Source organism: Flavobacterium kochi, from assembly GCF_048286715.1.
GTDB lineage: Bacteria > Bacteroidota > Bacteroidia > Flavobacteriales > Flavobacteriaceae > Flavobacterium.
In genome coordinates, this window is the sequence record NZ_JBLVPW010000038.1 from 16,653 (window position 1) to 31,833 (window position 15,181).

Annotated in this window: 13 protein-coding genes; 11 read left to right on the plus strand and 2 right to left on the minus strand. The window is 33.8% G+C overall.

What is annotated here, in order from left to right; all coding sequences use genetic code 11:
* Positions 1-155 precede the first annotated feature (155 nt).
* Complete coding sequence (locus tag ACNQGH_RS20390; protein ID WP_417957860.1) at positions 156-2,132, plus strand: alpha-ketoacid dehydrogenase subunit alpha/beta; 1,977 nt, start codon at positions 156-158, stop codon at positions 2,130-2,132.
* A gap of 215 nt (positions 2,133-2,347) precedes the next feature.
* Here the strand turns inward: ACNQGH_RS20390 and ACNQGH_RS20395 are convergent, their stop codons facing one another.
* On the minus strand, positions 2,348-3,241 hold the full coding sequence (locus tag ACNQGH_RS20395; RefSeq protein WP_417957861.1) for a LysR family transcriptional regulator: 894 nt from the start codon (positions 3,239-3,241) through the stop codon (positions 2,348-2,350).
* Positions 3,242-3,337: 96 nt separating this feature from the next.
* Between ACNQGH_RS20395 and ACNQGH_RS20400 the strand changes: the two genes are divergently transcribed.
* From ACNQGH_RS20400 to ACNQGH_RS20410, 3 genes are all read left to right on the plus strand, one after another.
* Positions 3,338-3,931: an NAD(P)H-dependent oxidoreductase gene (locus ACNQGH_RS20400; protein ID WP_417957862.1), complete on the plus strand. Its 594-nt coding sequence runs from the start codon at positions 3,338-3,340 to the stop codon at positions 3,929-3,931.
* Between the two features lie 2 nt (positions 3,932-3,933).
* On the plus strand, positions 3,934-4,224 hold the full coding sequence (locus ACNQGH_RS20405; protein ID WP_417957863.1) for a putative quinol monooxygenase: 291 nt from the start codon (positions 3,934-3,936) through the stop codon (positions 4,222-4,224).
* Between the two features lie 130 nt (positions 4,225-4,354).
* Positions 4,355-4,576, plus strand: coding sequence for a hypothetical protein (locus tag ACNQGH_RS20410; RefSeq protein ID WP_417957864.1), 222 nt, complete (start codon positions 4,355-4,357; stop codon positions 4,574-4,576).
* 69 nt (positions 4,577-4,645) lie between these two features.
* Here ACNQGH_RS20410 and ACNQGH_RS20415 read toward each other — a convergent pair whose 3' ends face one another.
* The gene (locus tag ACNQGH_RS20415; RefSeq protein ID WP_417957865.1) at positions 4,646-6,190 is read right to left on the minus strand and encodes a hypothetical protein; all 1,545 of its coding nucleotides are present in this window, start codon (positions 6,188-6,190) and stop codon (positions 4,646-4,648) included.
* Between the two features lie 154 nt (positions 6,191-6,344).
* Between ACNQGH_RS20415 and ACNQGH_RS20420 the strand changes: the two genes are divergently transcribed.
* The 7 genes from ACNQGH_RS20420 to ACNQGH_RS20450 form a co-directional block, all read left to right on the plus strand.
* A complete protein-coding gene (locus ACNQGH_RS20420) occupies positions 6,345-7,520 on the plus strand; it encodes a 2-isopropylmalate synthase (protein WP_417957866.1) in 1,176 nt (391 codons plus the stop codon).
* Between the two features lie 39 nt (positions 7,521-7,559).
* Positions 7,560-8,675, plus strand: coding sequence for a 3-isopropylmalate dehydrogenase (leuB, locus tag ACNQGH_RS20425; RefSeq protein ID WP_417957867.1), 1,116 nt, complete (start codon positions 7,560-7,562; stop codon positions 8,673-8,675).
* A 267-nt stretch (positions 8,676-8,942) separates the two neighbouring features.
* Complete coding sequence (ilvD, locus tag ACNQGH_RS20430; protein ID WP_417957868.1) at positions 8,943-10,616, plus strand: dihydroxy-acid dehydratase; 1,674 nt, start codon at positions 8,943-8,945, stop codon at positions 10,614-10,616.
* 140 nt (positions 10,617-10,756) lie between these two features.
* Positions 10,757-12,451, plus strand: coding sequence for a biosynthetic-type acetolactate synthase large subunit (ilvB, locus tag ACNQGH_RS20435; protein ID WP_417957869.1), 1,695 nt, complete (start codon positions 10,757-10,759; stop codon positions 12,449-12,451).
* Positions 12,452-12,455: 4 nt separating this feature from the next.
* A complete protein-coding gene (ilvN, locus tag ACNQGH_RS20440; RefSeq protein ID WP_379858263.1) occupies positions 12,456-12,977 on the plus strand; it encodes an acetolactate synthase small subunit in 522 nt (173 codons plus the stop codon).
* A gap of 85 nt (positions 12,978-13,062) precedes the next feature.
* A complete protein-coding gene (ilvC, locus tag ACNQGH_RS20445; RefSeq protein WP_417957870.1) occupies positions 13,063-14,532 on the plus strand; it encodes a ketol-acid reductoisomerase in 1,470 nt (489 codons plus the stop codon).
* Between the two features lie 481 nt (positions 14,533-15,013).
* Positions 15,014-15,181 (plus strand): acetyl-coenzyme A synthetase N-terminal domain-containing protein (locus ACNQGH_RS20450; protein WP_417957872.1); only part of this gene is annotated, 168 nt, incomplete at its 3' end.

The window sequence follows — 15,181 nt, forward strand, 5'->3', positions numbered from 1 at the left end:
TATAACTTACAAGTTTTAAAATCTTGCACATACAAATGTAAAGAATAATTTTCTATCTGGATTTTAAAATTTGCAAACAAATTAAAAAAATATAACAAAAAAACAACAAACTGTTATATTTTTTTATCTTTGAACCATCCATTAAAAAAGAAAAAATGACCTTTGACCGAAAAAATCTTACTGACGATCAATTATTAGATTTATATAAAAGAATACTGAAGCCAAGACTGATAGAAGAAAAAATGTTGATACTTATACGTCAGGGAAAAGTATCCAAATGGTTTTCCGGAATTGGTCAGGAGGCTATTGCTGTAGGAGTTACGGCCGTCTTGGATTCAGACGAGTATATTTTGCCAATGCACAGAAACTTAGGTGTTTTTACCGGAAGAAATATTCCTTTATACCGACTTTTTTCGCAATGGCAGGGGAAAGCCAATGGTTTTACCAAAGGTCGTGATCGAAGTTTTCACTTTGGAACTCAACAATATAAGATTATTGGAATGATTTCGCATTTGGGACCTCAATTAGGAGTGGCTGACGGAATCGCTTTGGCTAATAAATTAAAACAGAACGGAAAAGTTACTGCTGTTTTCACTGGTGAAGGTGCCACCAGTGAAGGTGATTTTCATGAAGCATTGAATATCGCTTCCGTTTGGGAATTGCCAGTCCTTTTCGTGATAGAGAATAACGGATATGGACTTTCGACACCTACCAATGAACAATTCCGTTGCGAAAACCTGGCTGATAAAGGAAAAGGATACGGAATGGAAAGTCATATTGTTGATGGCAATAACATTCTTGAAGTCTATAATTTGTTGTCAGAATTGAAAGCTTCGATGAAAGAAAATCCACGGCCCGTTTTGTTGGAATTCAAAACTTTCAGAATGCGTGGGCATGAAGAGGCGAGTGGGACAAAATATGTTCCACAGGAATTAATGGATATGTGGGCCATTAAAGATCCAGTAGAGAATTATAGAAAATACTTATCTGAAAATGGTATTCTTACAGCTGAATATGATGCTGCTATGCATGCTGAGATTAAGGCAGTCATTGATGAAAGCTTAGCTGTGGCCAATGCCGAACCAGAAATAGAAGCTTCTTTAAGTGAAGAGTTAAATGACGTTTATAAGTCCTATACATTTGAGCTGGTTAATCCATCAGGAGAAGAAGAAAATATTCGTTTTATTGATGCTATTTCCACTGGTTTGAAACAATCTATGGAGCGTCACGAAAACTCGGTAATTATGGGCCAGGATATTGCTGAATACGGAGGTGCTTTTAAAATTACAGATGGGTTTGTGGCGCAGTTTGGAAAAAATCGGGTCATCAACACGCCAATTTGTGAAAGCGCAGTGGTTTCAGCAGCAATGGGATTGTCTATCAATGGGTATAAAGCAATTGTAGAAATGCAGTTTGCTGATTTTGTTTCGACGGGATTTAATCCAATTGTTAATTTACTGGCCAAATCGCATTATCGGTGGTTAGAAAAAGCAGATGTTGTTGTTCGGATGCCTTGTGGCGGAGGTACACAGGCAGGTCCGTTTCACTCTCAAACCAATGAAGCCTGGTTTACCAAAACTCCGGGTCTAAAAGTTGTTTATCCGGCATTTCCTTATGATGCAAAAGGGCTTTTAAACACTTCGATCAATGATCCGAATCCGGTATTGTTTTTTGAACATAAGCAGTTATACAGAAGTGTTTACCAAAACGTACCAAAAGGATATTATACCCTTCCGTTGGGAAAAGCGGCCCTAATAAAAGAAGGAAATGATGTTACCATTATCTCTTTTGGAGCAGCGGTGCACTGGGCTTTGGAAACATTAGAAAAACAACCAGAAATTTCAGCTGATTTACTCGATTTGAGAACCTTACAGCCTTTGGATACCGAAGCAATTTTTTTATCGGTGAAGAAAACAGGAAGAGTGATTATTTATCAGGAAGATTCTATGTTTGGGGGAGTTGCGAGTGATATTTCGGCAATGATAATGGAAAATTGTTTTAAATACCTTGACGCCCCGGTAAAACGCGTGGCGAGTTTAGACACACCAATTCCGTTTACAAAGGCATTGGAAGATCAATATTTACCGAAAAGTAGGTTTGAAAATGATTTAAAACAACTTTTGGAATATTAATAGTGGAACTTTTAATTAGGTTATTTTTAGAATTTTCATTTTAAAAATAACCTAAAATCCAATAGATTATTATAAATAATATAATGGTGCCAAAGCAGCCGCCACCTAATTTTTTTGCGCCGTAACCTGCTAATATCGTTTTGAAGAATCCATTCATAAATTTCAATTTTTAACTATATTATAAAAGTAAACTTAATTTACATAGGTACCCGTTTTTATTTCAATTCCATGAATATTTTCTTTATCAAAGCTATTTCTTCCTGGTACATTGTCTTTTTTCTTGTAGCAAAATAAAGCGTGTTTTTTAGTGGTTTGTTTCCTTTCCAAATCAGTTTAATTGAACCATTGTCAATTTCTTTTCTGCAAAGAAAATCAGGTACCACAGCTAATCCCTTGCCGCTGCTTAAACACCGGACTATTGAATTTAGATTTGGAACAATATAATTGGGTCTGAAATCAGGATATTTATTGAAATTTAGCTGCCAAAAACGTCGTAAATGCTCCATATCTCCTGTGGTTCCGTACCATTTTTGTTGTTTTAGCCACAGCTCCGTTTCTTGAATAGTTCCCTTTTTTTCAACGGTATTGAATTCCAAATCATCAATTTCTTTACCGCCAACAAGCACAATGGTTTCCGAAGAAAATTCCTGATATTCAATTGTGTTTTTAGCTACCATTTGAGGGGTGATGATTAAATCTAAAATACCTTTTTCTAGACTTTCTACCATTTCGGGATATTCGCCAAACTGAATAATAACATTAAATGGCAGGGTCGAAATGTACTGTTCCAGAGTAATTTGAAAGGTTTCAAAACACATCCCTACACTTATGGTTGGCGTATTTTTTTCTGTGCTTCTTTGAAAATTTTTTTCCGCTTCTTCCAGTTTGCTTAGTGCTTCAATTATAAAATTATAAAGCACTTTTCCTTTTTCCGTCGGAACCATTTTTCGCCCAGTTCGGTCAAATAATTTATACCCCACATAATTTTCCAGTGAGCTCAAATGCAAACTCACACCAGGTTGGGAAATAAACAATACTGCTGCTGCATGAGTCAACGTGCCTGTTTTATAAACCGCTTTAAAGGTGCGATACCATTCTAGATTCACCATAATCTATTATAATTATGATACAAAGGTATGAATTAAGTTATTTTAATAATAGTTTTCCCGTTCTAACTTTGCATCATTAAATTAAAAACACAGATCATGACAAAAATATTTATAATTAATGGTGGGCAAAAGTTTGGCCATTCAGGAGGAAGATTTAACGAAACCATTTCGAACGAAACGTTGAACTTCTTCAGAAATAATGATGCTTTTGAAATAAAAACAACAAATATAAATGATGACTACAACCCTGCTACGGAAGTTGAAAAGTTTGTTTGGGCAGATGTAATCATTTATCACACACCAATATGGTGGTTTCAGTTGCCTCACGGATTCAAAAAATACATTGATGTGGTTTTTACGGAAGGATATGCAACGGGAATTTACAAAAGTGACGGACGGTCTTCAGCAAATCCAACGGTAAATTACGGAACAGGAGGAATGCTTCATGGCAGAAAATATATGTTGACCACGTCTTGGAATGCACCAAAAGAAGCTTTTACTTTACCGGGAGAATTTTTTAACCAACACAGCGTTGATGAAGGGCCATTATTTGGTTTTCACAAAATGAATGCTTTTACGGGAATGAAACCATTGCAAAGTATGCATTTTCATGACATTGAAAAGAATGCTGATGTAGACAATGACATAAAATTATATCAAAAACATTTAACACAACTATTTTTAAATTAATTATGCAGATAAATCTAACAGTCATCATAAAAAGTAAACCGGAAGATACAGAGACATTAAAATCTCTTTTACTTGATTTAGTTCAAAATTCAAAAAAAGAAACTGCTTGCCTTCAATATGATTTACACCAAAGTAAGGAAGAGTCCAATACCTTTATTTTTCATGAGATTTGGGAAAATCAAAACGGATTAGACAACCATAATCAACAGCCTTATATACTGTCTTTTTTCGAAAATTCGAAACTACTTTTACAGGAAACCCCGATTCTTTATAAAACGACTAAATTAGCATAATGAAAATGGCTGTCAGAAATGTCAAAAGTCATTGTATTCGAAATGCAAAAGAACCACGCTGTAATTTGGCTATTGTCTTTTCATCATTTAATTTTGGAAAATCAATGTTAATAAAATTAAGAAAGCCGGAATGAAACCTTTACGTGAAAAACTACTGATAAAAGAGGCGACAATCAATAAAGTGCAGTACGATACCGAATGGTTTTACAAGCTGGATGACATGACTTTTTATTTAAAAGAAGATTTGTCTGAAGTTGAGTTTGTCTATCTGCCGATGATTATTGATGGCGAAAAAGGATTTGTAAAATGTGCTGCTTTTGAAGATATCCTCAGAGGGCGAAAAGAATTGTAAATGGAATTTAAGAAATATAAATATTAAAAAACGGAGGTTTCACAGCCTCCGTTTTTATTGCATAAAATTTTATCGATTACTTAATTTAGCTTTTTCCTTAATAATGTCACTGATTTTTCGGTTTTCAATTTTACTTTCCAGCCAAGAGATAATGTCAAGATAAAGAAACGCTCTTTTTTCATAAGTGTTTTTTTCTAATTCGATAAATCGTTCTCTCATTTTTACAAACTCTTTTTTAATATCACCTGGATAAATAGAGTTTAAGTTTTTCATGAATCGCATGATTTCTTTTTGAACCTCATGTAAATCATTCATTTTTAATAAAAACTTATAGGTGTTTTTCAATTGATTTTCCAGATAATAATCCTTACCCAATTCATAATGAGCAATCAGGCACAGAATTCGGGAAAAACACATTAAATCTTCCCGCATCGAAAGATTTTTATTGTTTATGATCTTCTCTAAATAAAATATGGATTCGTTATATTTTTCATTACCAAAATAAATAGAAGCAATTTTATAGTAAAATAACATTTCGTGATGTTCGTCAAGATGCTCACTGTGCAGTTTTAATTTTTCCAAAATTTCAGGAATCAGGTATTCGCTTTCTGCGAAAGTGCCTTCCAGAATATGATAATTCAATTTGTTATTATACAAATACAGGAATGACAAAGAAGCAATATTATCATTGATAGGGAAGCGTGGGTCTTTGATGGTTTCTTCCAGAAGCAACAAATACTTTTTGAATTTTGATTTGTATTTAAGCATGTATAAAGACTCCAGTAAATAATGATTTCCTTTCAGAAAAAACACAGGATTTAGATAAATCATATTAGGGTTGTCATAAAAAAGAGTAACCCATTTGTAAGCATATTTATAACTGGCTAAAAAGTCCTGCACTAAAAAACTATGCCAAAGATTGGCATTATAAAACCAGTATTTCTCTCGAAATCCAAATTTTTTCTCATCAAATTTAGCAATGTGTTTATTAAAATAGTCATCTATATATTTATACTCATCATCACTTTTTACGTAACCTGTTTTTAGCATTATACCATACAGTTGCAATGATAAATTAGATAATTTACTGGAAATCGTATTGCGATAATTTAATTCCTTGGCCTGAATAACTAACTCATCGGCGCGTCCCTGAATACTTCGCGTAATGTATTGTGATTCAATTAATTTTTCAAATTCTACAATCTCGTAGGCCATGAGTTTTTCGTCATTCTCTAATGCCAGAATCTTTGTCTTATCTAATATTTTTAAGCTCTGTCTGTACAAGCCTTTGTTGTACAATATCGTAGCAAAATCAATTTGTTCTCTTAGCTGATAACGAATGTTTTGACTCGGAATATTCAATCGAATACTGACTAAAATTTGTTTGTATAGATAGGACTTTAGGTTTGATAATTGTACTTTTTTGATGATGCCGCTTTTCAAAATAAGTTTCTCATCATATACTTCCGATTTGTCTAAAATATTGAATAATTCGATGAACTTTGTATTTGAACTCGTCTCGAGTCGACTCGCAAAAATCTTAAATTGTCTTTTTTCAGACTTTGAAAGGGATTTTATCAATACGAATAAGAAATCTTTTTGATGGTTAGCCATTGTAAAATATTGTAACTTAATAAGTTGTTAATCAGATACTTACAAAGAATTAGTTCTCTTTATAAGCAGTATATTTCGTTAAAATGAGTTTTATATTAAAGTAATGAAATATAAATTTGTTATCGAGATGTGAAATTACATTAAATAAATGAAAATGAATAGAGAGAAAGTTCAAATTTTTGATACCACTTTACGAGATGGAGAACAGGTCCCAGGATGTAAATTAGATACCAATCAAAAACTCGTTATAGCAAATCGCTTAGACGAAATGGGTGTTGACATTATTGAAGCTGGTTTTCCTGTTTCTAGTCCAGGTGATTTTTTGTCTGTTTCTGAAATTAGTAAGATTGTAAAGAATGCGACTGTTTGTGGTTTAACCAGAGCGGTAAAAAATGATATCGATGTTGCTGCAGCTGCCTTAAAACATGCTAAAAAACCTCGTATTCATACTGGAATCGGAACTTCAAATTCACATATAATACATAAATTAAATACCACCAGAGAAGATATTATCGCTAGAGCAAAATTTGCTGTTTCACATGCCAAATCGTATGTTGAAGATGTAGAATTTTATGCTGAAGATGCTGGTAGAACTGATAATGATTTCTTGGCAAGAGTTTGCGAAGAAGTAATAAAATCAGGTGCTACGGTACTTAATATTCCTGATACAACCGGATACTGTTTACCTGAAGAATATGGAGCAAAAATAAAATACCTACGTGAAAATGTAAAAGGTATTGAAAATGTTATCCTGTCTTGTCATTGTCATAACGATTTAGGAATGGCTACGGCTAATTCTATTGCTGGAGCTGTAAACGGCGCAAGACAAATAGAATGCACCATAAATGGAATAGGGGAAAGAGCCGGAAACACTGCACTTGAAGAAGTAGTAATGATTTTTAAGCAACATCCCTATTTGAATCTATATACTGATATCAATACGAAACAGTTGAACGAAATGAGTCGTTTGGTTTCTGAAAGTATGGGAATGATGGTACAACCAAATAAGGCGATTGTTGGTGCTAATGCTTTTGCACACAGTTCAGGAATTCATCAGGACGGTGTGATTAAAAACAGAGCAACTTATGAGATCATGGATCCTTTGGATGTAGGTGTCAATGAGTCTTCAATAGTTCTTACTGCAAGAAGTGGTAGAGCAGCATTGGCTTACAGAGCAAAAAAGGTAGGATATGAACTTACTAAAGTACAATTGGATGTAGTTTATATTGAATTCTTAAAATTTGCCGATGTTAAAAAAGAAGTTTTAGATGATGATATTCATCAAATTATTGAAGCTTGTAAAATACAAAGTGATTTAATAAGAAGCTAATACAAACACTATTTGTATAATATAAAAAAACACTTAAACATGAATTTAAAAATAGCAGTACTGCCGGGAGATGGAGTAGGACCAGAGGTGACCTTACAGGCAAAGAAAGCTTTATATGCTATAGGTGTAGTATATGATCATGAATTTGTTTTTGAAGATGCTCTTATGGGAGCTGTTGCTATAGATAAAACTGGAAACCCACTTCCAGAACAAACACTTAATCTTTGCCTTAATACGGATGCAGTTTTGTTTGGTGCTATTGGTGATCCAAAATACGATAACAATCCCAGTGCTAAAGTACGTCCTGAGCAAGGATTATTAAAATTGAGAAAAGAATTAGGTCTTTTTGCAAATATCAGACCTATAAAGCCATATAGGTCATTATTAGATTCTTCTCCTTTAAAAAGAGAAATAATCGAAGGTGCTGATTTTATTATTTTCAGAGAACTTACCGGAGGTGTTTATTTTGGTGAAAAAAAATTGAACGATGCAGGTACCATCGCTTCTGATTTATGCGAATATTCAGAAGAAGAAATAACCAGAATTACTCATTTGGCGTTTAAAGCAGCACAAAACAGACGTAAAAAAGTAACGATGGTGGATAAAGCCAATGTGCTTGAAACTTCTCGATTATGGAGAAAAGTTGTCCAAAAGGTAAGCGAAAATTATCCGGATGTACTATTAGATTTCCTTTTTGTTGATAATGCTGCGATGCAAATTATCCTAAATCCAAAACAATTTGATGTTATTTTAACCGAAAATTTATTTGGAGATATTTTATCTGATGAAGCTAGTGTAATTACAGGTTCTATAGGATTATTGGCGTCAGCATCACTAGGAAATAGAAATGCACTTTTTGAACCAATTCATGGTTCTTATCCACAGGCTAAAGGAAAAAATATTGCTAATCCAATTGCTTCAGTATTATCAGCAGCAATGCTTTTGGAACATTTTGGACTTCATAAAGAAGCAAAAAAAGTCTATGAAGCAGTAGAGAAAGCGATTGAATACAATGTTGTAACAATAGATTTGAAAGCAGATTCAAAATTCGGTACAAATGAAGTTGGAGACTTTATTTCGAATGTCATTTTAAGTAAAGACGATTTGTATTTTAAAAGTGACAATGTCCAAATAGGACAATCGACTATTGTTTAACAAAACAATAATCAAAAGCATTTAATAATTGAAAAAGTGCTTATAATTTTAAGGTTCTATTTTTTTGTTCTGTTTGTTTTTCATACTTTTGATGCAAATAAAAAAAATGAAAATCGTAACTATTATTTCTTCAATTATTAATGTCAATGTGGTAATCACATATGCAGCAGGAATGTTATAGATATAATTAAAAAAATATTTAAAACCTTCCAATTATTTTGGAAGGTTTTTTTTTGGAAAAAATTAAAAAAATACACAAACATACAAATGGAATTAAACAAATACAGCAAAATAATCACGCAAGATGAAACACAACCGGCTTCTCAAGCCATGTTGTACGGAATTGGATTAACTGAAGAAGATCTTAAAAAAGCGCAGGTAGGAATTGTAAGTATGGGCTACGATGGAAACCCTTGTAATATGCACTTAAACGATCTGGCCAAAGACATTAAGACCAGCGTCTGGAAAGAAGATTTAGTTGGTTTGATTTTTAATACTATTGGTGTAAGCGATGGTATTTCAAATGGTAATGATGGAATGCGTTTTTCTTTAGTTTCTCGTGATGTAATAGCAGATTCTATCGAAACTGTTATGGGAGCACAATGGTATGATGGTATGATTGCTGTTCCAGGATGTGATAAAAATATGCCAGGAGCCGTAATGGCTATGGGTAGAGTAAATCGCCCTTCGATTATGGTATATGGAGGTTCGATTCATCCTGGAAAATGGAAAGGTGAAGATTTGAATATTGTTTCTGCTTTTGAAGCATTAGGAAAAAAATTCAACAATACTATTACACCTGAAGATTTTAAAGGAGTGATACAAAATGCCTGTCCAGGAGCAGGTGCCTGCGGTGGTATGTACACTGCTAACACGATGTCATCAGCGATTGAAGCTTTAGGGATGAGTTTACCTTACAGTTCTTCTAATCCTGCTTTGAGTCCAGAAAAAAAACAAGAATGTGATGATGCTGGTAAGGCAATCAGAATATTATTGGAAAAAGATATTAAGCCTAGAGACATTATGACTCGTAAAGCTTTCGAAAATGCTATTACAATGGTGGCTGTCCTAGGAGGTTCTACTAATGCGGTTATGCACTTAATTGCAATAGCTCATTCTGTTGGTGTTGATCTTACATTAAAAGATTTTCAAGATATTAGTGATAAAACACCATTGCTTGCTGACTTAAAACCAAGTGGTAAATACTTAATGGAAGATTTACATAATGTAGGTGGCGTTCCGGCAGTAATGAAATATTTATTAAAAGAAGGTTTCTTACATGGAGATTGTTTAACGGTTACGGGAAAAACAATTGCAGAAAACTTAGCATCAGTGCCTGATTTGAATGATGGGCAAGAAGTGATTCATGAAATCCAAAAAGCGTTAAAAGCTACTGGAAATATTCAGATTTTATACGGAAACATAGCTTCAGAAGGTTGTGTGGCTAAAATTAGTGGTAAAGAAGGTGAGTTTTTTGAAGGTACAGCGGTAGTTTTTGAAAACGAACACGATGTAATTAAAGGAATTAGAGGAGGCGAAGTAAAACCAGGAAATGTGGTTATTATTCGTTACTGTGGTCCAAAAGGAGGTCCAGGTATGCCTGAAATGCTTAAGCCAACATCTGCAATTATGGGAGCTGGCTTAGGAAGTACTGTCGCTTTGATTACTGATGGACGTTTTTCTGGAGGTTCTCACGGTTTCGTGGTAGGACACGTTACTCCAGAAGCCTATGAAGGTGGAGGAATTGCTTTAATACAAAACGGTGATGTGATTTCAATTGATGCTGTGAAAAACACAATCAATATGAAAATATCTGACGAAGAAATGGCAAAACGTAAAGCCAATTGGAAAAAACCAGAATCACCAATTAAACAAGGAGTGTTACTTAAATATATGCGTTCGGTCTCGAGCGCCTCTGAAGGATGTGTAACTGATAAGTAATTACTCCAATCAGTAAAGGGGAAATAATAAATTAGGTTTGGACTTTTACTTGAAAGTAAAAAATAGGAATACTATATCAATCTCGACTCTCTCTCTATTTTTGGAGAGGGCTGGGGTGAGGAAAAATAATAAACGTACCCATGGGAACAAATAAAATATCAGGCGCAGAAGCCGTTATTAGATGCTTATTAGAAGAAGGAGTAGACTTGGTTTATGGTTATCCAGGTGGTGCCATAATGCCTGTTTATGATGAATTATATAAATTTCAAGATCAGTTACAGCATGTTTTAGTTCGTCACGAACAAGGTGCAACTCATGCGGCTCAAGGATTTGCAAGAGCTACAGGCAAAGTTGGAGTGGCAATAGCTACGTCAGGTCCTGGAGCAACAAATCTTGTAACCGGGATTGCCGATGCTCAGATTGATTCTACGCCAATGGTTTGTATTACAGGTCAGGTAGGGAAACATTTATTAGGTTCCGATGCGTTTCAGGAAACCGATATTATTGGAATTTCGACTCCGGTAACCAAATGGAATTATCAAATTACCGAAGCACATGAAATACCTGAAATCATTGCAAAAGCATTTTATATTGCACGATCAGGTCGGCCGGGTCCTGTTTTAATTGACATTACAAAAAATGCTCAATTTGACGAAATTGAATTTAGTTATAAAAAATGTACCAGCATTAGAAGTTACAACCCAAAGCCTACTTTAGATATTGAAAAAATTAAAGAGGCTGCGGAACTAATCAACAATGCCAAAAAACCATATATTGTTTTTGGTCAGGGAATCATTCTTGGTGAAGCCGAAGAACAATTGAAAGCATTAGTTGAAAAATCAGGAATTCCTGCCGCTTGGACTATTTTAGGACTATCGGCATTGCCAACAGACCATCCATTAAATGTAGGGATGTTAGGTATGCACGGAAATTATGGTCCTAATTTGTTAACAAACGAATGTGATGTTTTGATCGCACTTGGAATGCGTTTTGATGATCGTGTTACAGGAAATTTAGCTACTTATGCAAAGCAGGCCAAAGTAATTCACTTTGAAATTGATCCTGCAGAAATAGATAAAAATGTAAAAACAACGGTTGCTGTTTTAGCTGATGTCAAAGAATCTCTGACTGCCTTACTTCCTTTTATCAAAAGTAATACACATGAATCCTGGCACAACGAATTCAAAGAAATGTATAAAATTGAATTGGAAGCGGTAATCAATGACGAGTTAAAACCTAAGAAAGAAGGAATTTCTATGGGGGAAACTATCGAAATGATTAATAAACATTCAAAAGGGGATGCTATTATGGTTTCGGATGTGGGGCAACACCAAATGTTTGCTTGTCGCTATGCCAAATTCAATTCAACGAAAAGTAATGTAACTTCAGGTGGTTTAGGAACTATGGGATTTGCTTTACCCGCTGCAATTGGTGCCAAAATGGGAATGCCGGAACGCGAAGTGGTTGCCATTATTGGTGATGGTGGTTTTCAAATGACTATTCAGGAATTGGGAACTATTTTTCAAACTAAAGTTCCTGTGAAAATTGTAGTCCTTAACAACGAATTTTTAGGAATGGTACGTCAGTGGCAACAATTGTTTTTTGACAAAAGATATGCTTCAACTGAAATGATCAATCCTAATTTTATAGCGATTGCTGAAGGTTATTATATTAAAGCCAAAAAAGTGACCAAAAGAGAAGATTTAGATGCAGCCGTTGCTGAAATGATGGCTTCAAAAGAATCCTATTTCCTTGAAGTTATGGTAGAAAAAGAAAATAATGTATTCCCAATGATTCCAACTGGAGCATCGGTTTCTGAGATGAGATTAAGTTAATATTATGGAAAATAAAACATTCACCATTTCTGTTTATTCAGAAAACAACGTTGGCTTATTAAACAGAATATCAGGTATATTCTTGAAACGCCATATTAATATATTAAGTTTAAATGTATCCGAATCAGAAATAGAAAATGTTTCCCGATTCATCATTGTAGTGGATACAACTGAAAAATGGGTACAAAATATTGTAGGCCAAATCGAAAAACAAATCGAAGTAATAAAAGCGTTTTATCATGTTGATGAAGAAACTATTTTCTTAGAAAGTGCTTTGTTCAAAATAAATTCAAGTTTGTTATTTGACGAAAGACAAATACAAAATATTATCAAAGAAAGTCATTCAGAAATTGTTACCGTATCTAGAGACTTTTTTGTGATTTCAAAATCAGGAAGACGCTCAGAGATTGAAGAACTATATGAAAAATTAAAACCTTTCGGAATTATGCAGTTTGTACGTTCAGGAAGAATATCAGTCTCCAAAGAAAAAATGGAAATATCAACGTTATTAGAAGAGCTTAAATAGAATTCATTTTGCAATAACACTTTATACGCTATTGCAGCAATCAAAATTTCAATTATTAAATTTTAAAATCATTAAATAAAAAAAGATGGCAAATTATTTCAATTCATTACCACTTAGATTACAATTAGAACAATTAGGCGTTTGCGAATTCATGGATCAATCAGAATTTGCAAATGGTATAGCAGCATTAGCAGGAAAAAAAGTAGTTATCGTAGGTTGTGGAGCTCAAGGTCTAAACCAAGGTTTAAACATGAGAGATTCAGGTTTAGATATTTCTTATGCATTGCGTGCTGAAGCAATTGCACAAAAAAGAGCTTCTTATATGAATGCTGCTGATAATGGTTTCAAAGTGGGAACTTATGAAGAATTAATTCCAACTGCTGATTTGGTTTGTAACCTTACACCAGATAAACAACATACGGCTGTCGTTACAGCAATCATGCCCTTGATGAAAAATGGTTCCACTTTAGCCTATTCTCACGGTTTTAATATCGTAGAAGAAGGAATGCAGATCCGTAAAGACATCACTGTAATTATGTGTGCTCCTAAATGCCCAGGATCTGAGGTTCGTGAAGAATACAAAAGAGGTTTTGGTGTACCAACTTTAATTGCTGTTCACCCTGAAAACAATCCAAATGAAGAAGGTTTCGAACAAGCAAAAGCATATGCAGTTGCGACTGGTGGTCATAGAGCGGGAGTTTTAAACTCTTCATTTGTAGCCGAAGTAAAATCGGATTTAATGGGAGAGCAAACTATTCTTTGTGGTATGTTACAAACAGGTTCAATTTTATGTTTCGACAAAATGGTTGAAAAAGGAATCGAGCCAGCTTATGCTTCAAAATTAATCCAATACGGTTGGGAAACTGTAACTGAAGCTTTGAAACATGGCGGAATTACAAACATGATGGATCGTCTTTCAAATCCTGCAAAAATTGAAGCATACGAATTAGCTGAAGAATTAAAAGATATCATGCGTCCGTTGTTTCAAAAACACATGGATGATATTATCTCAGGTGAATTTTCAAGAAACATGATGATTGACTGGGCTAATGACGATATCAATTTATTGACTTGGAGAGCTGCAACTGCAGAAACTAACTTTGAAAAAACGGCTCCAACTGCAGCTGCAATTTCAGAACAAGAATATTTTGACAATGGTGTTTTGATGATTGCCATGGTTAAAGCCGGAGTAGAATTAGCATTCGAAACAATGACACAATCTGGAATCATTGAAGAATCTGCTTACTACGAATCTTTACATGAATTGCCTTTGATTGCTAATACTGTAGCAAGAAAAAAATTATATGAAATGAACAGAATCATTTCGGATACTGCTGAATATGGTTGTTATTTATTTGACCATGCTTGCAAACCGTTATTAACCGATTTCATGAAAACTATTGATACCAACGTAATTGGAAAATCTTTTTCCCCTGCAAACGGTGTTGATAATGCGGTTCTTATAGCAGTAAATAAAAGTATTCGTCAACATCCTATTGAAGAAGTGGGAGAGTGGTTGAGAGAATCTATGACAGCTATGAAAAAAATAGGATAATAAAAATTAGGAATTACACACATGAGGGTGTGTTGGGATTTGCATTATATCATTTGAATCCATAATATTTTGAATTAGTAAGCACTTATTAAAAGAAAAGAGGATATGGATGCATATTACATTCACTTAACTTAAAACGAGTTTGAAAGTTAAGTGAAGTAATTCCTTTATAAAATAGAATTAGATACAACTTTTAAGGTCTAAATTTAAATTTTAAGAGGCTTCAGGCGATGTTATAGTAATGCAGATTTTTATTATTGAAATTATTTGTTGTTAAATTTTGTTGAGATAAAAGGCGGGGTAGAAATTCTATCTCGCTTTTTTTGTTTTAATCACATTTCTTCGAAATAACAAAAAACGAACAAATTATGATTAAAAAGTTATTCTTTTTGCTTAATGTTTAATTTTTCATAGGAATTTATAATTTAAATAATTTTAAGAATAGAAAGAGATTTAATACTTTTATAAAAAAATAAAAAACATGAGCTACTATAAAATTGATAATTTAGAACAATATTTTAAACATTATAATAAATCAGTTCGTGAGCCCAGAAAATTTTGGGGTAAAATAGCAGAAGAAAATTTCACATGGTACCAACAATGGGATAAAGTTGTTGATTTTAATATGGCTGAAGCCGAAGTAAAATGG